This window comes from Nocardiopsis aegyptia, from assembly GCF_013410755.1.
Classification (GTDB): Bacteria; Actinomycetota; Actinomycetes; order Streptosporangiales; family Streptosporangiaceae; genus Nocardiopsis; species Nocardiopsis aegyptia.
The window spans coordinates 3,536,500-3,560,643 of record NZ_JACCFS010000001.1; the positions used below are offsets into that span (position 1 = coordinate 3,536,500).

The 24,144-nt window shown below is 66.9% G+C and carries 16 protein-coding genes, 1 tRNA gene and 3 rRNA genes; 10 read left to right on the top strand and 10 right to left on the bottom strand.

The window, feature by feature from the left end; genetic code table 11:
- Positions 1-617 precede the first annotated feature (617 nt).
- From HNR10_RS15890 to rrf, 3 genes are all read left to right on the top strand, one after another.
- Positions 618-2,149, top strand: a 16S ribosomal RNA gene (locus HNR10_RS15890).
- A 348-nt stretch (positions 2,150-2,497) separates the two neighbouring features.
- Positions 2,498-5,590, top strand: a 23S ribosomal RNA gene (locus HNR10_RS15895).
- A 113-nt stretch (positions 5,591-5,703) separates the two neighbouring features.
- Positions 5,704-5,819 (top strand): 5S ribosomal RNA (rrf, locus tag HNR10_RS15900).
- Together the 16S, 23S and 5S rRNA genes form the textbook arrangement of a ribosomal RNA operon.
- Before the next feature lie 1,079 nt (positions 5,820-6,898).
- Here rrf and HNR10_RS15905 read toward each other — a convergent pair.
- On the bottom strand, positions 6,899-7,207 hold the full coding sequence (locus tag HNR10_RS15905; RefSeq protein ID WP_121181550.1) for a hypothetical protein: 309 nt from the start codon (positions 7,205-7,207) through the stop codon (positions 6,899-6,901).
- A 490-nt stretch (positions 7,208-7,697) separates the two neighbouring features.
- Between HNR10_RS15905 and HNR10_RS15910 the strand changes: the two genes are divergently transcribed.
- From HNR10_RS15910 to HNR10_RS15925, 5 genes are all read left to right on the top strand, one after another.
- Positions 7,698-8,462 (top strand): helix-turn-helix domain-containing protein, encoded by a 765-nt coding sequence (locus tag HNR10_RS15910; RefSeq protein ID WP_246407226.1) that lies wholly within the window; start codon positions 7,698-7,700, stop codon positions 8,460-8,462.
- Positions 8,463-8,611: 149 nt separating this feature from the next.
- Positions 8,612-8,734 carry a DLW-39 family protein gene (locus HNR10_RS31745; RefSeq protein WP_231640829.1) on the top strand — a complete coding sequence of 41 codons (123 nt, stop codon included), beginning with the start codon at positions 8,612-8,614 and terminating at the stop codon, positions 8,732-8,734.
- A 225-nt stretch (positions 8,735-8,959) separates the two neighbouring features.
- Positions 8,960-9,032, top strand: a tRNA-Ala gene (locus HNR10_RS15915).
- 1,145 nt (positions 9,033-10,177) lie between these two features.
- Positions 10,178-10,510 carry a WhiB family transcriptional regulator gene (locus HNR10_RS31750; protein ID WP_179824395.1) on the top strand — a complete coding sequence of 111 codons (333 nt, stop codon included), beginning with the start codon at positions 10,178-10,180 and terminating at the stop codon, positions 10,508-10,510.
- A 312-nt stretch (positions 10,511-10,822) separates the two neighbouring features.
- On the top strand, positions 10,823-11,428 hold the full coding sequence (locus HNR10_RS15925) for a DUF1707 and DUF4870 domain-containing protein (RefSeq protein ID WP_312889286.1): 606 nt from the start codon (positions 10,823-10,825) through the stop codon (positions 11,426-11,428).
- 78 nt (positions 11,429-11,506) lie between these two features.
- Here HNR10_RS15925 and HNR10_RS15930 read toward each other — a convergent pair whose 3' ends face one another.
- The gene (locus tag HNR10_RS15930) at positions 11,507-12,094 is read right to left on the bottom strand and encodes a hypothetical protein (RefSeq protein WP_179824399.1); all 588 of its coding nucleotides are present in this window, start codon (positions 12,092-12,094) and stop codon (positions 11,507-11,509) included.
- A 352-nt stretch (positions 12,095-12,446) separates the two neighbouring features.
- On the opposite strand from HNR10_RS15930, the gene HNR10_RS15935 reads away from it, so the two are divergent.
- Both HNR10_RS15935 and HNR10_RS15940 read left to right on the top strand, forming a co-directional pair.
- Positions 12,447-12,971, top strand: coding sequence for a peptidylprolyl isomerase (locus tag HNR10_RS15935; protein WP_179824401.1), 525 nt, complete (start codon positions 12,447-12,449; stop codon positions 12,969-12,971).
- A 285-nt stretch (positions 12,972-13,256) separates the two neighbouring features.
- Positions 13,257-14,006: a rhomboid family intramembrane serine protease gene (locus HNR10_RS15940; protein ID WP_312889287.1), complete on the top strand. Its 750-nt coding sequence runs from the start codon at positions 13,257-13,259 to the stop codon at positions 14,004-14,006.
- A 457-nt stretch (positions 14,007-14,463) separates the two neighbouring features.
- Here the strand turns inward: HNR10_RS15940 and HNR10_RS15945 are convergent, their stop codons facing one another.
- The 8 genes from HNR10_RS15945 to HNR10_RS15980 all read right to left on the bottom strand — a co-directional run bounded on the left by HNR10_RS15945 (position 14,464) and on the right by HNR10_RS15980 (position 24,002).
- Positions 14,464-14,718, bottom strand: coding sequence for a cell division protein CrgA (locus HNR10_RS15945; RefSeq protein WP_179824404.1), 255 nt, complete (start codon positions 14,716-14,718; stop codon positions 14,464-14,466).
- Between the two features lie 139 nt (positions 14,719-14,857).
- Positions 14,858-16,648: a Stk1 family PASTA domain-containing Ser/Thr kinase gene (pknB, locus tag HNR10_RS15950; protein WP_179824405.1), complete on the bottom strand. Its 1,791-nt coding sequence runs from the start codon at positions 16,646-16,648 to the stop codon at positions 14,858-14,860.
- 80 nt (positions 16,649-16,728) lie between these two features.
- The gene (locus HNR10_RS15955; protein ID WP_179824406.1) at positions 16,729-18,213 is read right to left on the bottom strand and encodes a serine/threonine-protein kinase; all 1,485 of its coding nucleotides are present in this window, start codon (positions 18,211-18,213) and stop codon (positions 16,729-16,731) included.
- A complete protein-coding gene (locus tag HNR10_RS15960; RefSeq protein ID WP_179824409.1) occupies positions 18,213-19,676 on the bottom strand; it encodes a peptidoglycan D,D-transpeptidase FtsI family protein in 1,464 nt (487 codons plus the stop codon). The genes HNR10_RS15955 and HNR10_RS15960 overlap by 1 nt, the downstream gene beginning before the upstream one ends.
- Positions 19,673-21,079, bottom strand: a complete 1,407-nt coding sequence (locus tag HNR10_RS15965) for an FtsW/RodA/SpoVE family cell cycle protein (RefSeq protein WP_179824411.1) — start codon at positions 21,077-21,079, stop codon at positions 19,673-19,675. Before HNR10_RS15965 ends, HNR10_RS15960 begins: the two co-directional genes overlap by 4 nt.
- 4 nt (positions 21,080-21,083) lie before the next feature.
- Complete coding sequence (locus HNR10_RS15970; protein ID WP_179824413.1) at positions 21,084-22,439, bottom strand: Stp1/IreP family PP2C-type Ser/Thr phosphatase; 1,356 nt, start codon at positions 22,437-22,439, stop codon at positions 21,084-21,086.
- Positions 22,436-22,942 (bottom strand): FHA domain-containing protein FhaB/FipA, encoded by a 507-nt coding sequence (locus tag HNR10_RS15975; protein WP_179824415.1) that lies wholly within the window; start codon positions 22,940-22,942, stop codon positions 22,436-22,438. Before HNR10_RS15975 ends, HNR10_RS15970 begins: the two co-directional genes overlap by 4 nt.
- Positions 22,943-23,234: 292 nt before the next feature.
- Positions 23,235-24,002, bottom strand: a complete 768-nt coding sequence (locus tag HNR10_RS15980; RefSeq protein ID WP_449409983.1) for an FhaA domain-containing protein — start codon at positions 24,000-24,002, stop codon at positions 23,235-23,237.
- Between the last annotated feature and the right edge of the window lie 142 nt (positions 24,003-24,144).

Sequence of the window (24,144 nt, forward strand, 5' to 3'; positions counted from 1 at the left end):
GAAGGGGGCCGCGGCTCGTCCGGTGGGAGACGCGAAGTGACCGGCGGCACAGGCGTTGCGGTTTGCCGGAGGGGCACCCTGGGGGTAGTGTTCTCCGAGTCGCCACGGGACGGCGAGCGGCCCTCAGGACCGGCTCGGAACCGGACCGGATCAGGCGGCACCCTTCCCAGAAGCCCAACGGGTTCGAGCAGTGCCTCGGCTCCGGTAAGCTCGGGGAGTTGCTTCGAACGCCGGGCGAATTCGTCCGGTCGGAGAAGCGGAACGGGCTTTACCCCGATCAATTGCTCCGAAACCGCCGATTTGGCGGGGCGCGGAACACCTGATAAAGTAAAGACACAACACAGCGAAGAAGCCGCTCACGCGGTGGAAACGCAGACCAGCCTTCCACGGAAGAGCGGCCGGATTGGAAAGATCCGGGGCTTGTACGGGATGAGCGGTTGTTTCTTGAGAACTCAACAGCGCGTGTTTGATTTTCTTTAAGCCATGTTTGTTTTGGCCCCGTCACACTTCGGTGTGAAGGGTTCCTTTGATTGGCCATCGGAAGATGGTCGGTCAGGATTACTTCTAGGTTTACCCGCCCAGGCCCCCTAGGGTGGCCGGGTTAGGGTTGTATGACCTTTATGGAGAGTTTGATCCTGGCTCAGGACGAACGCTGGCGGCGTGCTTAACACATGCAAGTCGAGCGGTAAGGCCCTTCGGGGTACACGAGCGGCGAACGGGTGAGTAACACGTGAGCAACCTGCCCCTGACTCCGGGATAAGCGGTGGAAACGCCGTCTAATACCGGATACGACCTGTCACCTCATGGTGGCGGGTGGAAAGTTTTTCGGTCGGGGATGGGCTCGCGGCCTATCAGCTAGTTGGTGGGGTAAAGGCCTACCAAGGCGATTACGGGTAGCCGGCCTGAGAGGGCGACCGGCCACACTGGGACTGAGACACGGCCCAGACTCCTGCGGGAGGCAGCAGTGGGGAATATTGCGCAATGGGCGAAAGCCTGACGCAGCGACGCCGCGTGGGGGATGACGGCCTTCGGGTTGTAAACCTCTTTTACCACCAACGCAGGCTCCCAGTTCTCTGGGGGTTGACGGTAGGTGGGGAATAAGGACCGGCTAACTACGTGCCAGCAGCCGCGGTAATACGTAGGGTCCGAGCGTTGTCCGGAATTATTGGGCGTAAAGAGCTCGTAGGCGGCGTGTCGCGTCTGCTGTGAAAGACCGGGGCTTAACTCCGGTTCTGCAGTGGATACGGGCATGCTAGAGGTAGGTAGGGGAGACTGGAATTCCTGGTGTAGCGGTGAAATGCGCAGATATCAGGAGGAACACCGGTGGCGAAGGCGGGTCTCTGGGCCTTACCTGACGCTGAGGAGCGAAAGCATGGGGAGCGAACAGGATTAGATACCCTGGTAGTCCATGCCGTAAACGTTGGGCGCTAGGTGTGGGGACTTTCCACGGTTTCCGCGCCGTAGCTAACGCATTAAGCGCCCCGCCTGGGGAGTACGGCCGCAAGGCTAAAACTCAAAGGAATTGACGGGGGCCCGCACAAGCGGCGGAGCATGTTGCTTAATTCGACGCAACGCGAAGAACCTTACCAAGGTTTGACATCACCCGTGGACCTGCAGAGATGTGGGGTCATTTAGTTGGTGGGTGACAGGTGGTGCATGGCTGTCGTCAGCTCGTGTCGTGAGATGTTGGGTTAAGTCCCGCAACGAGCGCAACCCTTATTCCATGTTGCCAGCACGTAATGGTGGGGACTCATGGGAGACTGCCGGGGTCAACTCGGAGGAAGGTGGGGACGACGTCAAGTCATCATGCCCCTTATGTCTTGGGCTGCAAACATGCTACAATGGCCGGTACAATGGGCGTGCGATACCGTAAGGTGGAGCGAATCCCTAAAAGCCGGTCTCAGTTCGGATTGGGGTCTGCAACTCGACCCCATGAAGGTGGAGTCGCTAGTAATCGCGGATCAGCAACGCCGCGGTGAATACGTTCCCGGGCCTTGTACACACCGCCCGTCACGTCATGAAAGTCGGCAACACCCGAAACTTGTGGCCTAACCCTTCGGGGAGGGAATGAGTGAAGGTGGGGCTGGCGATTGGGACGAAGTCGTAACAAGGTAGCCGTACCGGAAGGTGCGGCTGGATCACCTCCTTTCTAAGGAGTCTTTACAAGATCAACTCTTTCCTATGGTTGGTCGGACTCGAAAGTGGACCCGGCCGGTACCCAGTGGGTACTGGTAACGGGAATGGTTTGAAGAAAACGAACTTTACTCCTGGTGACTAGAAGCACCAGGGGGCGCGCTGTTGGGTGTCTGAGGAAGCAACCTCTGGCTGCTGGCTCTCTCTTGCAGGGGGTTGGTGGCCGGTGTTGTTTCCCGCGGACCGCCTCTGAGAACTCTCAGATGTCTCCAGGACGAGGATCCTGGTGGTGTGAGTGGTGTCGGGGTGTGCGGTTGGTGTTTTGATTTGTGAATAGTGTGCGCGAGCATCTTATTATCTGTAGTGGCCAAGTGATAGTGGCACACGGTGGATGCCTTGGCATCAGGCGCCGATGAAGGACGTGGGAGGCCGCGATAGGCCACGGGGAGCTGTCAACCGAGCTTTGATCCGTGGGTGTCCGAATGGGGAAACCTAGCCCGAGTTGTGTCGGGTTGCCGCCACCTGAATGTATAGGGTGGTTGGTGGTGACGCGGGGAAGTGAAACATCTCAGTACCCGTAGGAAGAGTAAACAACAGTGATTCCCCTAGTAGTGGTGAGCGAACGGGGAAGAGGCTAAACCGTATGCGTGTGATAGACGGCAGTCGTTGCGTGTGCGGGGTTGTGGGGCGCATCTGTTCGGGTCTGTCGGCCCGGAGCGCTGATGCTGGTGATAGTTGAATCCGTTGGGAAGCGGAACCGTAGTGGGTGAGAGTCCCGTAGACGAAGTTGCCGGCTAGGTGTTGGTGTGTTCCCGAGTAGCGCGGAGCCCGTGAAATTCCGTGTGAATCTGGCAGGACCACCTGCTAAGCCAAAATACGTCCTGATGACCGATAGTGCACTAGTACCGTGAGGGAAAGGTGAAAAGTGCCCCGGTGAGGGGTCGTGAAATAGTACCTGAAACCGTGTGCTGTCAAGCCGTCAGAGCTGAAGCTTGTCTTTGGTGATGGCGTGCCTTTTGAAGAATGAGCCTGCGAGTCATGGTGTGTGGCGAGGTTAACCCGTGTGGGGTAGCCGTAGGGAAACCGAGTCTGAATAGGGCGATTGAGTCGCATGCTGTGGACCCGAAGCGGAGTGATCTACCCATGTCCAGGGTGAAGCGGGGGTAAGACCTCGTGGAGGCCCGAACCCACCAGGGTTGAAAACCTGGGGGATGAGGTGTGGGTAGGGGTGAAAGGCCAATCAAACTCCGTGATAGCTGGTTCTCCCCGAAATGCATTTAGGTGCAGCGTCACGTGTTTCTTGCTGGAGGTAGAGCTACTGTTTGGCTGATGGGCCCGACAAGGTTACTGACGTCAGACAAACTCCGAATGCCGGTTAAGTGAAGCGTGGCAGTGAGACTGCGGGGGATAAGCTTCGTAGTCGAGAGGGAAACAGCCCAGATCATCAGCTAAGGCCCCTAAGCGTGTGCTAAGTGGGAAAGGTTGTGGAGTTGCTGAGACAACCAGGAGGTTGGCTTAGAAGCAGCCATCCTTTAAAGAGTGCGTAATAGCTCACTGGTCAAGTGGTTCTGCGCCGATAATGTAGCGGGGCTTAAGTACACCGCCGAAGCTGTGAAGCCCAGGACTTGTTTCTGGGTTGGTAGGGGAGCGTCGTGCATCCGGGGAAGCTGCCGAGTGATCGTGTGGTGGAGGGTGTGCGAGTGAGAATGCAGGCATGAGTAGCGAAAGCAACGTGAGAAACGTTGCCGCCGATTGACTAAGGGTTCCTGGGGCAGGTTAATCCGCCCAGGGTGAGTCTGGACCTAAGGCGAGGCCGACAGGCGTAGTCGATGGATAACGGGTTGATATTCCCGTACCCGTGCACGAGCGTCCAGTATCGAGGCGACGGATGCTAACCACGCCGGCTCTTGGTGGTCCCTTCGGGGACGGCCTCTGAGCTGGTCTGGGAACCGATGTTGTAGTAGGTAAGTGATGGGGTGACGCAGGAGGGTAGCTCTACCCGGCGGTGGTTGTCCGGGGGTAAGCGTGTAGGCCGGTGTGTTGGCAAATCCGCACACCATGTGGTTGAGACGTGATGCCGAGCCGTTTTTGGTGAAGTGAGTGATCCCATGCTGTCGAGAAAAGCCTCTAGCGAGTTCGTGTGTGGCCAGTACCCTAAACCGACGCAGGTGGTCAGGTAGAGAATACCGAGGCGTTCGGGTGAACCATGGTTAAGGAACTCGGCAAATTGTCCCCGTAACTTTGGGAGAAGGGGAGCCCTGTCTGGTGATGGACCTTTGCGTCTTGAGCTGGGTGGGGTCGCAGATAGCGGGGGGAAGCGACTGTTTATTAAAAACACAGGTCCGTGCGAAGTCGTAAGACGCTGTATACGGACTGACGCCTGCCCGGTGCTGGAACGTTAAGAGGACTGGTTAGTGGGTTTCGGCCTGCGAAGCTGGGAATCTAAGCGCCAGTAAACGGCGGTGGTAACTATAACCATCCTAAGGTAGCGAAATTCCTTGTCGGGTAAGTTCCGACCTGCACGAATGGCGTAACGACTTCCCCACTGTCTCAACCATGGGCCCGGTGAAATTGCACTACGAGTAAAGATGCTCGTTTCGCGCAGCAGGACGGAAAGACCCCGGGACCTTCACTATAGCTTGACATTGGTGTTTGGGATGGTTTGTGTAGGATAGGTGGGAGCCTGTGAGACTGTCACGCTAGTGGCGGTGGAGGCGTTGGTGAAATACCACTCTGACTGTTTCGGGCATCTAACTTTGGACCGTGATCCGGTTCGGGGACAGTGTCTGGTGGGTAGTTTAACTGGGGCGGTTGCCTCCCAAAGAGTAACGGAGGCGCCCAAAGGTTCCCTCAGCCTGGTTGGTAATCAGGTGTTGAGTGTAAGTGCACAAGGGAGCTTGACTGTGAGACGGACGTGTCGAGCAGGAGCGAAAGCTGGGACTAGTGATCCGGCACCGGCGTGTGGAAGCGGTGTCGCTCAACGGCTAAAAGGTACCCCGGGGATAACAGGCTGATCTTCCCCAAGAGTCCATATCGACGGGATGGTTTGGCACCTCGATGTCGGCTCGTCGCATCCTGGGGCTGGAGTTGGTCCCAAGGGTTGGGCTGTTCGCCCATTAAAGCGGCACGCGAGCTGGGTTTAGAACGTCGTGAGACAGTTCGGTCCCTATCCGCTGTGCGCGTTGGAGACTTGAGAAGGGCTGTCCCTAGTACGAGAGGACCGGGACGGACGAACCTCTGGTGTGCCAGTTGTCCTGCCAAGGGCATGGCTGGTTTGCTACGTTCGGGAGGGATAACCGCTGAAAGCATCTAAGCGGGAAGCTTGCTTCGAGATGAGGTCTCCTGCCTCCTTTGAGAGGGTAAGGCTCCCTGTAGACGACGGGGTTGATAGGCCGGGTGTGGAAGCCCTGTGAGGGGTGGAGCTGACCGGTACTAATAGGCCGAGGGCTTGTCCGCTGCAGATAATTGGTTGCTCGCGCATTTTTCACTGTTCACATGGTTTTCCTGTCGTGGACTGTGCTCCCTGCTGTTGTGGTGGGTTGAGTGTGGTGTGTGGTGGGTGTTGGTTTCCGTGGTGGTTATGGTGGGAGGGTCACACCCGGTCTCATTCCGAACCCGGTCGTTAAGTCTCCTTGCGCTGATGGTACTGCCCTGTGGTGGGGTGGGAGAGTAGGTTGCTGCCACGGTTTTTCGTTGAAGGGGGAGAGGGCTTTTTGGTCTTCTCCCCCTTTTTTTTGTGCCCGGGTTTGTGCGTTTGTGAATGGTGGGTGGTGTGGGGGTGTTGCGGGGGGTGGGGTCCCCCTGGTTTCCATTGGATCGTGGGTGGGGGTGGGTCCGCCAGGGGCGGTGGCCGCCTTGTGGACAACCGGCGTCGACCGGTACGGCCCTCCTGCGGTGAACCCCGCTCCTGGCACGAGGCGTCCCACTGTCCCCCGTGGTCGCATGAACCGCCGCGGGCGCCCGTGGTCGCCCTCGTGGCCGTCCGTACGGACGGAGAGCTGCCTACGACTGGCTCGACCGGGCGGGCCGTCGGCAGGCGCTCATGAGAGACACCAGGGGGCCGGCCGTGGCGCAACGCGAGCACGTGGGCGGGCCTGGTCCTGAGGGCACGCTGACGAGCCGCACACGGACGCGTCGACGGCCTGGGCGACGGGGAGGGGCCTCACGCTGCCGATGCGGCCTCGGCGGGCATGCCGCCATCGTCCGCCTCGCACTGGTCGCGACACCGCCGTCCGCCCCCTGCCGGCTGAGTGCGTGCCCGGGCCGGGGCATGGTCGCACCGCCACCCGCTACTGGTGGGCGCGCGGGTGCGCGAACGGGTGTGGGGAGAGGTGGCCTTTCACCGGTGGCCGGGCGGGGCCGGGAGGGTCCGGAGTGCCGGGAACCGGTGAATTCGGGGCCGGTATTCAGTCGTCGTCGGCTTCCGGGGTTTCGATGAGCTGCCGAAGCAGCGCCACGAAGTCCTCTTCGCTCATGCTGGACCAGTCAACATGCTCGTTCATGTTCTGCGGTCTCCCCACACTGGCGGTCAATAAGCCTCTGGTGGCCGAATTGATGTGAGAAGTCTGGGTTAACCGCTCGTGAGGACAGGCTGTCGGAACGAGGGACGGGAGAAGAGAATGGCCGCTGCCGGCCGGAGGCGCCACGTCCGGGCCGTCTGCGGAAGCCGAGCCCGGAAGGGTCCGCGGGGACACGCTGAGCGGGCCGAGGCGGCCTTGGACGCGCCGACCGTGGCGCGCACCGGCCGACCGCCGCCGGCCTCCCCTCAGACCCGCTGCTGGAGCGCGCTGCGGCACTCGGGGCAGCGGCAGCGCTTGTTGTACCCCGTCACCGTGCCGTGCGGCAGCGCGGGATCGCGCTGCTCCGTGAGCGTGGCGTCGAGCTGGTCGCCGAAGGGCGTGAGGATGCGCGCCGTGGAGAAGACCTGCTTGGGGCGGATGTCCAGCTCGGCTGCGGCGTCGTCGATGTGCCTCCCCATGCGGAGCTTCGCGATGAGCCGGGACCGGGTGCTCGGAGGCATCTGGGCCTCCGCGTTCGCGATCAGCTGCTCGGTGTCGTCAATGGGGTGGCTCATGGGTTTCCTCTGCGTGTGCGGGTACGCCCGCCGGGACGGGCACCTCAAGCATCGTACGCGGTTTCTTCCCTGTGGCATCAGGTTGAGACGTGCACGACAGAACCGGACAAACAGACCATCTGGTCACGGTGGCCCCCTGAGTCTCGCCGAGCGGAGGTCCAGTGCGGTGACGCGAGTGGACTGAGTGGTTGATGTGGCGACGGTTAAGCCTGTTCTTCGGACGGTGCTGTTGTGACTCCACGACCGGAAGTCGCCACTGCGCTTCGTGACAATCCGTGGTTTTGGCGTCCGATCGGGGCCGGTGCTCACGGTCCCTAATGCATCGAATCCAGCGCTGTTTTCTAGAAACGCATTGCTAGATGCTAGGCACCGTGTTTCGCTGGAGGACGACCACCCCACTCCGTGTCATTGGATCCGCGTTATGGCCAGCCCCACGGTTCGTCGTCGCCGACTCTCCGCCGAACTCCGCCGCCGCCGCATGCAGGCGGGCATGACCCTCAGCGACGTCGCGGACGAACTGGAGTGGTCGCCCGCCAAGCTGGGCCACATCGAGACCGGGATCCGCAAGTGGCCGTCGGTCATGGAGATCTCGGCGCTCCTGCGCCTGTACGGGGTGACCGGAGGGCAGCGCGAAGCGATCCTCACGCTCGTCCGCGAGTCCCGGCTGCGCCCGTGGTGGACGGAGTACGAGGACGTCCTCTCCTCCGCCTACGTCGGCAACGAGGCGGGCGCGGTGGCGGTCCAGTGCTACTCCGGCATCCTCGTGCCCGACCTGCTCCAGGTGCCCGACTACACGGCCGCGGTCGCCCGCGCCCTGGGGCACGGCGAGCACGGGGTCGAGCGCATGGTGGCGGCCCAGTTGAAGCGCCAGGAGATCCTCGACCAGGGCGGGCTGGCGCGGTACCACGCGATCGTGGAGGAGGACGCCCTCCAACGGGTCGCCTCCGACCTCGACCTCCTGCGGGCGCAGACCACCCGGCTCGTGGAACTGGCCACAGGGAGCGACCACGTCACCATCCAGCTCCTGCCGACCTCGGCCGGCCCGCACCCGGGCATCGCGGGCCCGTTCGCCGTCCTGGAGTTCGACGAGGACGAGGCGGCCCTCGCCTACGTCGACGCCACCCAGGGCGGGGCCATCGTCGAGTCGGAGGAGGCGGTTCGCGAGTGCCGTCGGGTCTGGGACGAACTCGCCCGAGTCGCGGCGTCGCCGCAGGCCACCGCGGGCATCCTGCGCCGCATGGCGCTGCTCACCTGACCGGCCGCCACAGAAGTTGGTGTGAATCGGTCCACGGTGGCGGGGACCGCCCGAGAATGCTTGCTAGTGTGCTAGGTGACAACCTCATAAAGTTCTCCATGGACCCCCGACCGGGGGACCGTGTCAGTACCAACGAAAGGGTCCAGGCAGTGAAGAAGATCATCATCCTGGCGCTGGTGGCCCTCGGGGCTTTCGCCGTCTACCGCAAGATCCAGGCCGACCGCGCCGAGCTCGACCTGTGGACCGAGGCCACGGCGGTCAGCGAGAGCTGATCGGCGCACGCCTGGCCGCCGTCAGGAGGCCGGTCCGTTCCCACCGGGAGGACCCTGTGTCCGCCCGTGCGGGACACGAAGACGTGGGTGGGCCGATGAACCCGAGGTGCGACCCACGGCTTTGTGCTGTTCCTGGTTCCTGGAGCGTGGCCCCGCCCGAGTGATCGGGGCATCCTTGTGAGGAAGGTATGCTCCTCCTAGTGACCAGGGCGATCGCCCGGTCCGGGGGCCATAGCTCAGCTGGCAGAGCGCCGGTTTTGCATACCGGAGGTCAGGGGTTCGACTCCCCTTGGCTCCACTCGCGTTCGCGCAGTTCACAGACATGACGACGGCCACCCGGCCATGAGATCCGGGTGGCCGTCGCACGTTCGGGACACCTCCGCGGCGGCCCCCTTCCGGCCATCCGTCCTCCGAAGGGCGCCCAGGCCCTTCGACACGCCCTGAGGCGCCTCGTCGCGCCGTCGGACCCGGGTCGGCCCGGGACCGGTCCCGCCCTGGGGAACACCCGCGCTTCAGCGCGCGTCACATCCGCTCCCGTCGGCCGAGCACGCGGCCGACACACGGCGGCCCGCATCCGGTCGGTTCTCCCCCACGCCCCGGAATCAGCAGGACCGATCGCACGCGGATCGGCTCTGCGCCGACGGCCGCCCGAGGTCGCCCGAGGCGCCTCCGGACCCCGGCGAGTGTCGCATCATCGTCTGTGCCCCTGTGCCCCTGTGCCCCTGTGCCCCTGTGCCCCTGTGCCCCTGTGCCCGGCCCCTCCGGGGGGCGGTCCGTCCCGGGGCCGAGCCGGCGAAGTGTGCGTCGCGAAATAGCTAAAACAGGGCATATACCCATAAGAATGGCACCGGGGGATCGTCGGCGCGCGAAATATCCTGAGTTACCATTCAGTAGGTCAAAGATCGGCTTCTCGGGCTGGTTAATGAGTGACTCATGTGCTTCGGGTGCGAGTCGGACCGGGTGGTCCGTATAGTCCGTTCGGGTGAGTCTGGTCACGGAGAGTCGGACTAGAGAACCGTGAACTTATTGGGCCACTCGATCATCGGATGTTACATCATCGCAGGTCAATCCCCATGCGGAGGAAAGGTTGGGGTGCCGCCTTGCATACTGGTTGCTCGCGGGCGATTCTGGCCCATGCGGTGACTCTCTGTGTGTGTATGATGACACTCCCCCTAAGTGCAATGGTCCTAGTGGGCCATATGAGAAATAGGCCTCTTGGGGTCTGTTGGTGAACTGGGACGATCCGTAGTTTCGACACCAGCGACAACGAGGAAGACAGCACGCCGAAACGATCGACCCCCTAGGCGAACCTGGCGGCCCCCGCCCGGACTCGCCCACCGTCCTCGTTTCGGTCCGCTTCTCCTCTTCCGCCGACGGTCGTGGCAGTCGGTTCGGTCGGCGGAGACCGATCACCACACATGCTGATCTTGGGAGTGGGGCAACATGTGGAACGAAAAGATGGCGGCGCGCGCCAAATGCCGGGAGATCGACCCTGACGCGCTGTTCGTGCAGGGCGCGGCCCAGAACCGGGCCAAACTGATCTGCCGTGGCTGCCCCGTCCGGACGCAGTGTCTGGCCGAAGCGCTGGACAGCCGTATCGAGTTCGGTGTCTGGGGAGGCATGACCGAACGGGAGCGCCGGGCGCTGCTGCGCCGGCGCAAGGACGTCACCAACTGGTACGAGCTGCTCACCAGCGCGGAGCGGCACTACGAGCGCGAGCGCACCGACCAGGAGGCTGCCAGGCCGGTCGGTGTGCCGACCGCCGCGCAGCGGTAGCCGGAGCCCGCGGGGCGAGCGTCGCACGGAGCTGGGGAGGCCCGTGCGGGAGCGGACACCGGGTCGGACGGGCCGACGGAGGGGAGCGGCCGCCGACACGGCGGGACGGGGGTGACCGACGGAAGTCGGTCCGCGTCCGGGACGAAAGTCGCGGACGACCTCAGGGGAGGATCAGGGACAGCCCCCATATCCACGGCCGCGCCCATGACGCATCATGGAAGGGAGCACGGTCGTCCTGGACGGTCTCGACCGTCGACCGTGCTTCCTTCGGCGTTGGGAGTGGGAGTGGCTGTGAAGGACGCTCAGTATCCGGTGAGGCGACCAGGGGACCGGTCCGTTGTCCAACCGCACCTCCGGCTCACCCATGCGGACCGGGACGCCGTCGCGGAGGTCCTCCGCGAGGCCTACAGCCAGGGACAGCTCGACGAGGACGAGTTCGAGGAGCGCCTGGACACCGCCATGCGCGCCAAGGTCGGGGCGGAACTGGAACCGCTCACCGCGGACCTGGGCGTCGCGCCGCTGGGCCCGACCGCCGGGCCGGCCGCCGCGGCGGCCGCCACAACCGGGCCGGGGCCCAAGGAACCCCTGGAGAGCACCTCCACCGAGCGGGTGCTCGCGGGGGTCGGCCACGCCGGGAACTACTTCTTCCCGGTCGTCGCGCCGCTGGTGCTCTTCCTGGTCGGCGACCGCACGTCCCCGTACCTGCGCCGCCAGGCCCTGGAGTCACTGAACTTCCAGCTCTTCTGCATCATCGGCGGGATCGCGAGCGTGCTGCTCGCGTGGCTGGTGCTGCCGGTCGCCATCCTCATCTGCATCCTCGTGGGATGGATGGTGCTGCCCGCGGTCGCCACGGTCGCGAGCCTGCTCGGGCGCAACTGGCGCTACCCCATGCCCTTCCGGGTGATCAAGGACGACTGACGGCCGGGGCCGACGACGGAACGGCCCGGGACCATCGGCGATCGTGCCGTTCGGTCCCGGGCCGTTCCCGTGTCCGCGTCAGCGGTCGGCACGCCCGTTCTTCTGGGCGCGGTCCTCACCCACCGCGGTGCGCACCTTCTCCTTGGCCTTGTCCTTGGTCGCCTTACCGGCCTCAGCGGCCTTGTCGGCGGCCTCGGAGGCCGACTCCTCGAGGTTCTCCCGGGTCTCGCGCACCTGCTCGCGGGCCTGGTCCAGGTGCTCCTCCCACTCGGCGTCCTGGGAGGCCTGGCGCAGCCGGATGAGCGAGTACACGATCACCCCGCCGACCAGAGCGGCACCCCCGATGAGCACGCCCCGGGGGACGCGCCGGTTCCCGCGCAGCCTGCGCAGGCCGCGCCGGGCGGGCGCGGGGTCGACGCGCTGGGCGGCCGAGCTGAGCAGCCCGGACACGCGGGGCGCGAAGGTGTCCTCCACGCGCTGCGCGGCGGTCTCCAGTCGGGGCGCGGTCCAGCCGCGCGCCTGCAGGAGCTTGAGGGCGGCCTGGTCCCGTGCCTGGTCGGCGTAGGGGCCGAACCGCTCGGCCTGTTCCTTGGCCAGGTCCTGCAGGCGGGCGAGAGTCGCCTCCGCCTCCTTGCGTGCCTTGCGACGCTTGGCAGTGATAGGCACGTCGTCAGCTCCTTCGATCGTTCACTGGATCCTGCGTTCGCCACCCGGTGGCCGACCTGGCCACACGGTGGCCTGGAGTCGTCCTTACCCCGTTATCCGGGTGTTATCTCAACTTACGTCCTCTCCGGCGGGGTTTGGAGCTTCGACACCGGCTGTGGTCCTTTCGATGTGTCCTCGTACGTGCCATGGGACCCACGCGCCCCAGTGGTCCCTTGACGCGACGCGGACCCGGAGGTCGCGCCGCCCGTCCCGGGGTGGGCCGTATCGTCCACAACCCGCCCCGTTCCGGCGAACCGCGGTGGCCAGACGGGTAACGTGATCACGTAACCGAAGTCGATCGAAAGGCACATTGGTGTCCGACTCCAAGGGTCAGCCCACCGCGCGGCTGAACACCAACAAGGGAACCATCGTCGTCAAGCTGTTCGAGGAGGAGGCGCCCGAGACGGTCGCCAACTTCATCGGGCTGGCGGACGGGTCGAAGCAGTGGATGGACCCCACCACGGGCAAGCCGTCCAACAACAGCCTGTACGAGGGCACGATCTTCCACCGCGTGATCGACGGCTTCATGATCCAGGGCGGCGACCCGCTCGGCACCGGCCGTGGCGGCCCCGGCTACACCTTCGGTGACGAGATCCACCCGAAGCTGCGCTTCGACCGTCCGTTCCTGCTGGCCATGGCCAACGCGGGCCCGGGCACCAACGGGTCGCAGTTCTTCATCACCGTCGACAAGCCCTACTGGCTCGACGGCCGCCACACGATCTTCGGCGAGGTCGTCGAGGGCCAGGACGTCGTGGGCGAGATCGCGACGACCCCGACCGACGCCCAGGACCGTCCCCGCGAGGACGTGGTGATCAACAGCATCGAGATCGCCCGCTAGGGCATCGTCGGACCGAGCACCAGGAGGCGGAACCCACCCATGACCGCACCCCCACCACCGTCCGGGGCCACGCCCGAGCCGGGGCCGACGGCTCCGCGGACCTGCTACCGCCACTCCGACCGGGAGACCGGAGTGAGCTGCACCAGGTGCGGGCGGCCGATCTGCCCGGACTGCATGGTCGAGGCGGCCGTGGGATTCCAGTGCCCGTCCTGCGTCGCGGAGGGGAGACGCGGAACGAGGACCGCCCGGACCACCTTCGGGGGCCGGACGGTCACTCGGCCGTACGTGACGTGGACCGTCCTGGCGCTGATGGCGGTGGGATACCTGGTCCAGATGGGGACGGCGGATCCTGTGGGGTCGGCCGCGGCGTCACCGCTGGTACGCCTGTTCGGCATGCTCGGGTACGCCTACGACCCGGCCGCCGGCCAGAACATCGGCGTGCTGGGCGGTGAGTGGTACCGGCTGGTCACCGCCGCGTTCCTGCACGGCGGGATCTTCCACCTGCTGTTCAACGGATACGCGACCTACCTGCTCGGCACACAGTTGGAGCGGTGGCTGGGCCACGGGCGCTTCCTGGCGCTGTGGGTCCTCGGTGCCCTGTCCGGATCGGCGCTGACACTGGTCGTCGCCTCGTACGGGCTGGAGCTGTCGCCACTGGGCGGCCTGCCCGAACCGGTGGTCGCACAGCTGTCCGTGCCGCTCAACCAGGTGTCGATCGGCGCGTCCGGAGCGGTCTTCGCCCTCTTCGGGGCGGTGTTCGTCCTCGGCCGCCGACTCAGCCTCGACCTGCGGGCGGTCGGGATCCTGCTGGCGGTCAACCTCGTGCTGACCTTCCTGATCCCGCGGATCTCCTGGACCGCGCACATCGGCGGCCTCATCGCCGGACTGCTCCTCGGCGCGGTCTTCGCCTACGCGGCGGGCTCCGCCGCCCGGGCGACGCGCCGCACCCTGGTGCACGCACTCCTGGTGGCGGCCTACGCCGTCCTGGTCCTGGCCCTGGTGTTCCTCGTTGCGCCGGGTCTTGCCTTCGCCTGACGCGGTTCCGCCGACACAGGACGGGCCCGGACCCGGTCGAGGGGGATCTCCCCCGAGGCCGGGACCGGGCCCGTCGTCGTCCATGTGCCCTGCACGGCGCCGTGTGCCCACGCCCCCGTACCGAGCGCCTGCGTCGGGCACCGCGCCCCCGCAGCAACGCGGACATGGGCGCCGACATGTCGACATGGCGACCGGCGGCCCTGGGCCGCGGGAGAACCACTCGCCACGCGGGCCACGGGACATGGTGACGGGCCGGGGCCACCCGCTTGGGGAGGCCGGTGGAGGGAGCGGATCACCGCGGCGACCGTGGGCCGGCAGCGGTGTCCGGGGCCGGTTTCGGGCGCGCCGGGAAGAGCCGTCCGCGCGAGGGCGGACGGACCGCGTGGGGAGGCCGTCCAGCGGCCGTCCCGGGCGGTGTGCGGCTCAGGAACCGGGGCGGGTGTCCTGGAGCGGCGCCCTAATGCCAGCGGGTGGAGAGGACGACGGCGACGATGATCCCGCTGAAGCCGATCAGCAGGTTCCAGTTGTGCCAGTCCTGCATGTACGGGACGTGCTGCCCCGCGATGTAGTAGACCGCGATCCAGAGGATGCCCAGGACGAAGAAACCCAGCATCGTCGGCACGAGCCAACGCGGACTGACCTGGGGCTTCTCTTTGGAAGGAGGCGGCGTGTAAACAGCCTTCTTCTTGCGATCGTTGCGGGACTTGGGCACGGTCGCTGCTCCAGAGAGGTGGGGCGGTACGGAACGATTCCACAGTCTACGCCCCGGGGGACGCACCCGTCACCGGTGGGACGCCGCGGGCCGCCCTCCCCGGAGGGAGAGCGGCCCGTTCGGTGTCGTCGCCGCCTGGTCAATCGCCCGGCGGGAAGAGCCCTCCGTCGTCCTCGTCCTCGCCCGGCGGCGTCTCACCGTCGGTCGGGTCCTCGGGCTGGGTCGGATCCTCCGGCTGGGTGGGCTGCTCCGGCTGGGTCGGCTCCGTGGCGATCGTGACGGTCACGGTGTTCCCGGCGTTGACCGTCCGACCGGCCTCGGGCGCCTGCGCGATGACGGTCCCCACCGCCGCGCTCGGGTCCTCCTGCTCACGGAAGGAGGCGGTCAGACCCTCCTGGGACAGGGCCGCCTCGGCGTCCTCCCGCGTCATACCGAGCAGGTCGGGGATCTGCACCTGTTCCGGGCCGGAGGAGACGTGCAGGATGATCTCGTCGTCCGGGGCCGCCGAGGTGCCGGCGCCAGGGTCGGTGCCGATCGCGGAGCCCTGGGCGACGTCGTTGCTGGGCCGTTCCTCCGGGGTGACGTTCGGGAAGCCCTCGTCGTTGAGCGTCGCGATCGCCTCGGCCTGGCTCTGCCCGGCCACGTCGGGGATCTCGATCGCCCCCGGTCCGGTGGACACGAACAGGATGATCTCCTCGTCCAGCGCCACCTCGGTGCCCGAGGACGGGTCCGTCTCCACGACCGTGCCCGGCTCCTCATCGCTCTCGCGGTTCTGCGGGGTGACGCTGGTGAAGCCCGCCTCCTCCAGGGTGGCCTGGGCCTCCTCCTGGGCGCTGCCGGTGACGTCGGGCACCGCCTGCAGGTCCGGCTCCTCGGCCGTCCCCTGGCTGATCAGGAAGTAGGCCAGGCCCAGCGACGCGATCACACCGACGGCGAGCAGGATCCACAGCGCGGCCTTGCCGGCCCCGCCCTTCCTGCGGTCGTCGTCGTAGTCGTCGTAACCGTCGTCGTAGTCGTCATAGCCGTCCGCGGGCGGCAGCGTGGTCGTCGCGCCCGCCCCGGCCATCGCCATGGTGCCCGCCTGCGTGGGCATCCCGGCCAGGCCGCGCTGGATGTCGGCGCGCATCTCCGCGGCGTTCTGGTAGCGCTCCTCGCGGTCCTTGGTCAGGGCCCGCAGCGTGATGTCCTCCAGCCAGTCGGGGACCTGCGGGTCCACCTCGGTGGGCGGAACCGGCTCCTCCCGCACGTGCTGGTAGGCGATCGAGACAGGGGAGTCGCCCGTGAAGGGCGGCTGGCTGGTCAGCAGCTCGTAGAGCACACAACCGGTGGAGTAGATGTCGCTGCGTGGGTCCACCCGCTCGCCGCGCGCCTGCTCGGGCGACAGGTACTGCGCCGTACCGATGACCTGCGAGGCCTGCGTCATCGTCGCCTGGTCGTCGCCCATGGACCGGGCGATGCCGAAGTCCATCACCTTCACTTCGGCGTTGCGGGTCAGCATCACGTTCGCGGGCTTGATGTCCCGGTGGACGATCCCGTTGTCGTGGCTGTACTCCAGCGCGTTGAGGATGCCGTCGACCAGCTCCGCCGAGCGCTCGGGCACCAGGCGGCGGTCGTCGTCCAGGAGCTCCTTGAGCGTCCTGCCCTCCACGTACTCCATGACGATGTACGGGATGGACACCCCGTCGACCATGTCCTCGCCGGTGTCGTAGACGGCGATGATCGCGGGGTGGTTCAGGGACGCCGCCGACTGGGCCTCCCTGCGGAACCGGGCCTGGAACACGTGGTCCCTGGCCAGGTCGTGCCTGAGGGTTTTGACCGCGACGAGACGGTCGAGTCGCAGGTCGCGGGCGCGGAAAACCTCAGCCATGCCGCCGCGCCCGATCACCGTGTCGAGTTCGTAGCGGCCGCCAAGGAGCCGGGGCTGGGACATGTCGTGTACTGATCCTCGTGTCTTCCGGGGGCCGCTCGCGGGCGACCCCCTACCTGGAGCGGCGCTCGCTCACGGCCTCGTCACTGTTCGGTCTCTTCTCCCCCGGTGCCGCCGCCGCCCGTGTCGGGAGGCGTCTCTCCGCCGTCGTCGCCACCACCGTCACCGCCCCCGGTCGGTGGCGGGGAGGTCGTGCCGTCGCCGGGATCCTCGTCGCCCGTACCGTCGTCGCCCTCGGAGTCGGAGGGCTCCTCCGCCGGTTCGCTGGGCTCCGGCGACTCGGGCGTCTCGGTCTGCGCCGGTTCGTCGTTCCAGTCGGGGGTGTGGTCGTACTCGGGCTCCACCTGGCCCTCGTCCGTCTCCTCCACCTCCTCGCTGGGGGTGTCCGACGGTGTCGACTCCACCGTCGCGGGTGTGTCGACGGTGTCCCGCGCCGTCTCGGTGTCCGGGTCCTGGCCGCGCCACAGGAAACCCGCGAGCGCGGCACCGGCGATGAGGATCGTCGCGGCCACCGCGGCGACGATGACGGGAAGCCGGACGCGCCGACCGGATGCCGGGCCCAGCCTAGCGGAGTCGTCGACCTGGCCAGCGGATACGGCCGGCTGTCCGGCGGTTCGACGCGGCGAGGGTCCACTGGGGGGACCGGACACCGCGCCCACCAGGGCGGTCGGCGCCACGGGGGAGAATCCCGCGGACGGCGTCGGCGGTCCCGTCCCGGCGTCGGAACGGATCACGGCGGCCATGTGCGCGACCTCGCTGGCGGACGAGGGGCGTTCCTCCGGGTCCTTGACCAGGAGGGCGGCCACCAGGTCGTCGACCTCCAGCGGCACGTGCTCGGGCAGCTCCGGCGGTTCGTCGCGGGTGTGCGCGAGGGCCAGCGCCACGGGGCTGTCCCCGGTGAACGGCGGGGTGCCGGCCAGACACTCGTAGGCCACCACGCCGAGCGCGTACAGGTCCGAGGCGCTGCTCGCGGGCCGGCCGAGCGCCTGTTCGGGCGAGATGTACTGCGCGGTCCCCATGACCATGCCGGTCTGGGTGAGCGTGACCGACATGTCGCCCCGCGCGATACCGAAGTCGGTCAGCTTGAGCTGGCCGTCGCCCGTCACCAGGAGGTTGCCGGGCTTGATGTCGCGGTGCACCACACCGCGGGCGTGCGCGGCCGCGAGCGCCTGGGCGGCCTGGCACAGGAAGTCCAGGGTCTGGTCGGGGGTCAGCCGGCCGTGCTCGCGCAGGACCTGTGAGAGCGGTTCGCCGACGACCAGTTCCATGATCAGGAACGCCCGGCCGTCCTCCTCGCCGTAGTCGTAGACCTGGGCGATCCCCGGGTGGGAGAGCCCCGCCGTGATCCGACCCTCGGTGCGGAACCGCTGCCGCGCCGTCGGTTCGGCCATCTGGGACAGGTGCAGCAGCTTGACCGCCACGGGGCGGTTCAGCAGGGTGTCGGTGGCCTTCCACACCGTACCCATGCCGCCGGAGCCGATCTGCTCCTCCAGGCGGTAGCGATCGCTCAGAACGGTCCCAACGAGTTCATCGGGACCGTTCCGGGGAGTCGGTTCGTCGGCGCTCACTACAGAACCACTGCCTCCATCATCTGACGCGCGATCGGCGCTGCCAGCGAGCCACCGCTGCCGCCGCCGAACTCGATCACGACCGCCACGGCGATCTGCGGATCGTCGGCGGGTGCGAAGCCGATGAACCAGTTGTGGGTCCGGTCGGTGCCGTTCTCGGCGGTACCGGTCTTGCCGGCCACGTCCATGCCCGGGATCGCGCCGTTGAGGCCCGACCCCTCGGGCGGGGTGGTGACCAGGACCATCATGTCCGTGAGCATGTCCGCCGTGCTGGGCTCGACGGCCTGGCTGTAGGTCTCCGGGCTGGCCTGCGTGACCACGGACATGTCGGAGTCGAGAACGGAGTCCACGAGGTAGGGGTGCATGACCTCGCCGTCGTTGGCGATGCCCGACGCGACCATCGCCATCTGCAGCGGTGTGGCCTCCACGTTGGACTGGCCGATGCCGGCGCGGCCGAGGATGCTCTCGTCCGTCTCGACCGGGGCGTAGCTCGGTGTCACCGACATCGGGACCCGGAGCTCCTCACCCTCCTCGGGGTTGAACCCGAAGGCGGTGGCCTGGTCGGACAGCGCCTCGCCGCCCATCTCGATCGCCCAGTTGGCCATGGACGTGTTGCACGAGATCTGGATCGAGTGCGCCAGCGAGTCGGGCTCTCCGCCGTTGCAGGTGCCGCCGGACGTGGCGTTGGGCAGCACCGGGCCGGACGGGAACTCGCGGACGTCGGGGGCGTCGATGGTGGACTCGCCCGTCTTGCCCAGCTTCTCGATGGCGGCCGCCGCGGTCACGACCTTGAAGGTGGAGCCCGGTGCGTAGCGCTCGTTGAGGGCGCGGTTGAGCAGCGGCTTGTCCTCGTCCGCCTCCATCGCCGTGTAGTTGTCGATGGCGGCCTGCTGGTCGGTGATGCTCACGACGTCGTTGGCGTCGTAGGAGGGGTAGGAGACCGCGCCGAGGATGGCGCCGGTGTCGGGCTGGATGGCGACCGCGGCCCCGTTCATGCCGAGGTCGACGAACCCCTGGTAGCCCGCCTCCTGCACCGCGGGGTCGAGCGTGAGCTGCACGCGCGCCCCCTCGGGCTCGCGACCGGTGATGATGTCGCGGAAGTTGCGGACGGCCAGGCGGTCGTCCGAACCGTCGAGCAGCGAGTTCTCGGTCGCCTCGATGCCGGACGCGCCGTAGCTGCGGAACGAGCCGACGACCGGCGTGTACACGCCCCCGCCCTCGTAGACGCGCTGGTACTCGGGCGAGCTGTCCTCCTCGGCGATGTTCTCCGAGTAGGCGACGTTCTCGTCCCCGACGATGATCGGACCCCGGGCCTCGCTCAGCCGCTCGCTGTACAGGCGGCTGTTGAGGGGGTCCTCGATCAGGGACTGGGCCTGGAACCCCTGGATCCAGGTCAGGTTCAGCATGAGCACGCCGAACAGCGCCATGGTGAAGACGCTCAGGCGGCGGATCGGTGTGTTCATCGTCGGATCACCTGTGTCGCGCCCTCGTCCTGGATTGCTTGCGGTGCGGGGCGCCGGGCGTTGTCACTGATGCGCAGCAGGACGCCCATCATGATCCAGCTCGCCATCAGCGCCGAACCGCCGGCTGCCATGAACGGAGTGGTGGAGCCGGTCAGGGGGATGACCCTCGTCAGCCCGCCCAGGACGATGAAGACCTGGTAGGCGAGGACGAAGGCGATACCGCTGGTCAACAGCTTGTTGAAGGGGCCGGTCGCCGCGAGGGCGACGCGCATGCCCCGCTCCACGAGGAGGAACAGGACCATCAGCACGGTCAGCAGACCGGTCAGTCCCAGCTCCTCACCGAGGGAGGAGAGGATGAAGTCGCTGTCGGCGGCGAAGATGTTGTGCGCCTGGCCGCCGCCGAGACCGGTACCGAACACCCCGCCGTAGCCCATGCCGATCAGGCCCTGGACCAGCTGCTGGCTACCGCCGACCTCGTAGTAGACCTCCTGGTCGAACGCGTTCTGCCAGATGTTGACGCGGGCGCGCACGTGCCAGAAGAGGAAGTAGGCGACGGTCGCTCCGGCCAGGAACAGGCCGAGCCCGATGACCACCCACGACGAGCGCTGGGTGGCCACGTACAGCATGGCCAGGAAGGTACCGAAGAGCAGGAGCGAGGTGCCCAGGTCGCGCAGGAGCACCAGCATGCCGATGGCGGCGATCCAGCCGACGAGGATCGGTGCGAGGTCGCGGGCCCGCGGCAGGTCCATCAGCTTGAAGCGGCCGATCTTGATCGGCTTGCCGACGATCGACAGCACCTGGCGCTTGTTCATCAGGTAGGACGCCAGGAAGATGACCAGCGCGATCTTGGCGAACTCGGACGGCTGGAGCGTGAACGGTCCGATGCCGATCCACAGCCGCGCGCCGTAGACCTCGCGCCCCAGGCCGGGGATGGCCGGGAGCATGAGCAGGACGATGGCGACGAGGCCGGTGATGTAGGTGTATCGCTGGAGGACCCGGGGGTCCTTCAGGAAGATGATGATGAGGAAGCAGAGGACCAGGCCGACAGCGGACCAGACCACCTGCATGCCCGCGCCCGCGCGCTCGATGTCCTCGGCTCCGATGGCGTCCAGGCGCCAGATCATCGCGACCCCGATCCCGTTCAGGAACAGGGTGCAGGGGAGGATCAGCGGGTCCGCGTAGGGTGCGAAGAAGCGCATGGCGACGTGTGCCGCGAGGGACAGCGCGCCGAACGTCATGCCGACGGTCCACATGGCGGCGGGGACGCGGCCGTTCAGGTTCAGGCCGGCGATGGCAATGCCGGCCATCGTGATGGCGACGGCGACCGCGACGAGGGCGAGTTCGGCGTTGCGCCGTTTGATCGGCGGTAGCGCGGTGGGCGCCTCAGGGGTGGTCGTGGTCATCGGTTCACTCCGACTCGGTCGCGGGCGATCCGGTGTCGGACTGGCCGGCGCGCTCGCCCATGTCCGCGACGACGTCCTGGGCGCTCTGGAGGTCGTCGGCCGGAAGCGTGTTCTCCACCGACTGGCGGTCGGCCTCGGGCAGGTCGTCGAGCCTGATGCCCGTGTCCTCGACCTGCTCCGACAGGTCGATCCCGGCGATGTCGGTGTTGATGCCCTGGTAGACGCTCACGGTCTCTCCGTCGCGGGACGGCCCGATGTAGTACTGGCTCTCCACGTACTGGCGACCGAAGTAGTAGCCGCCCGCGGCCACGGCGCCGACGATGACGACGAAGACCAGCACGATCGGCCACCAGCGGCGCTGGCGGTACTCCGGCTCGGGCTCGGGCCGCCGCCGGGGGGTGGGGGCGGGCTCGTAGTCGTCGTAGGACTGGTCGTACTGGGCGTCGTAGGGCGCGCCGGCGTAGCCCGGTTCGGGGACGTCGTCGCGGACCGGGTCCATCTCGGCGGTGTCACCGCCCACGCGCAGCTCCTGGGCGCGTCTGGCGGGCGTGTCCGGTTCCGGCTCGACGGTGGCGGCGCGCTGGTCGGCGGCGCCCACCACCTGTGCGGCGGCCGTGGGGCCCTCGCGGTCGGTGTCGGTCTCGATCACGTCGGCGACGACCGCGGTGATGTTGTCCGGTCCGCCGCCGCGGTTGGCCAGGTCGATGAGCTTCTTGGCCGCGGCCCGCGGATCGGTCTCGGTCGCCAGGGTCTCGTGGATGGTCTTCTTGCTGACCACGCCGGACAGGCCGTCCGAGCAGAGCATGTAGCGGTCGCCGACCTTGGCCTCGCTGATGGAGATGTCGGGGTCGACCGGGCTCTTGCCGTCCAGCGCGCGCAGGATGAGCGAGCGCTGGGGGTGGGTGGCGACCTCTTCCTCGGTGATCTTGCCTTCGTCGACGAGGGTCTGCACCAGGGTGTGGTCGTGCGTGATCTGCTCGAAGCGCGGCCCGCGCATGAGGTAGGCGCGTGAGTCGCCGATGTGGATCAGGGCGACCCTGGCGCCGGACCAGAGCATGGCGGTGAGGGTGGTGCCCATGTTCTCGAGCTGGGGCTCCTCCATGATCCGCCGGGAGAGCGAGGCGTTGGCCTGCTCGACGGCGCGCTGGAGGTGCTCAGCCATCTCGTCGGGCTGGTGGTCCTCGGCGTCGAGGCGGCGGATCGAGGAGATCGCGATGGAGCTGGCCACCTCGCCGCCGGCGTAACCGCCCATGCCGTCGGCCACCGCGAGGAGGTGCTGGCCGGCGTAGCCGGAGTCTTCGTTGCCTTCGCGGAGGCATCCTACGTCGGAGTACGCCGCGTATCGGAGAGCGATTGTCATTTGCGCAGTTCCAGGACGGTTTTGCCGATACGGATGGGCTGACCCACCGTGATGGGCTGGGGGCGGTTCAGCTTCTGCTGGCCGAGGTAGGTGCCGTTCGTCGAGTTGAGGTCCTCCACGAACCAGCGGCCGTTGTCGGCGTAGACGCGCGCGTGGCGGCCCGACGCGTAGTCGTCCGTGATGACCAGGGTGGAGTCGGGCGCGCGTCCGATGAGGATGGGTTGGGAGGCGAGGTCGACCGTGGTCCCGGTGAGCGGTCCCTGGGTGACCGCCAGGACGGACGGCTCGTTGCGTCGCTGGCGCTGCGGTCGCGGCCTGGGCGGCTCGGAAGTGGCGGCCCTGCTGGGCGGGGCGGTGCGCGCCCGCGGGCGGGGCTTCTTCTTCTTGGCCTTCTTCCTGGCGCCGAAGAGGTCCGTGCTGATAACGCCGACCGCCATGAGGACGAACAGCCAAAGCACCGCGAGGTACGCGATCTTGATCAGTATGAGGGTCAAGTTGGACATCGAACTGCTCTTCAGCCCCTGTCGTGCTTCGGCCGGGGTGGCGGTCGCTGCCGCCACCATGTCTGCCCCACCTTCGGTCGGTGAGTCGTCGAGTCTGCTGGACCGCGCCCCCCAGGGTCGCGGTCCTCGTGCCAGATCGGTCAGGTCTTCGCGGAGACTACCGTCCCGACCGGATATCCGACAGCAGGCTCCTATTCCACCCGTCTCGGAACTATCGACCGTTCAGACGCCGACAAGACGGCGTTGGTTGCGGTCCTGTCGGCCCTGATCGGCGAAACATGCCGGGCGTGCACTAGTCGCGGCGGAACGTCATGGTCGTGCGGCCGAGGCTGATCCTGGTGCCGTCGACGAGCCGTGCCTGCCTGACCTGCTGCCCGTTGACGAAGGTGCCGTTCGTGGACCCCTTGTCCACGAGGATCGCCTCGTCCCCGTCCAGTCGGATCTCCACGTGGTGCCGGGAGACGCCGTTGTCGACCAGTCGCAGGTCGCAGTCGGTGCCGCGGCCCAGGAGGGTGACCGGTGTGGTCAGCTCGAAGGACTGCTGCATGCCGTGACTGGCGATGCTGCCCTCCGCGGTGGCGCCGCCGGGGGAGATGAGCAGTCGGGGCCGGCCGGTCTGGCGGGGTCCGCCGGAGGCGCCGGGGTCGCCGACGGGCTGGCGCACCTCACCGTCCTTGCCGACCATGGTGCCGCGCACGACGCCGGACCGGATGCGGAAGCGTCCGGTCTTGAGGCCTTCGTCCGACCTGAAGTGCACGCGGACCGGACCGACGAAGGAGTATCCCTGTTCGGTCGCGTAGTCGCGTGCGAGCTTGGACAGCTCCTGGCCGAGGCTGTCGGCGTAGACCTCCAGCCGCTCTTTGTCGCTGGCCGCGAGTTCCACGATGAAGTCGTTGGGGACCAGCGTGCGTCCCTGCGCGACGATCGCGGCTCGTTCGTCCATCTCACGCTGGACGGCGCTCGCCACCTCGACCGGTTGGAGCTCGGACTTGAAGGCCATCGCGAAGGTGCCTTCGATCATGCCCTCAAGCCTGCGCTCGAAGCGTTGGAGCACTCCCACGAGGTACCTCCCTTGTACTCCACTCCATATGTGTAGACGATCGTAACCGGGTCGGGGTGCCCCTGGTTTCAGGTGCACCCCCGCTGCACCCCCGCGAGGGGCCCCGCAGAGCCCGGTTCGAGGTGGGCCGAAACGAGTGTGC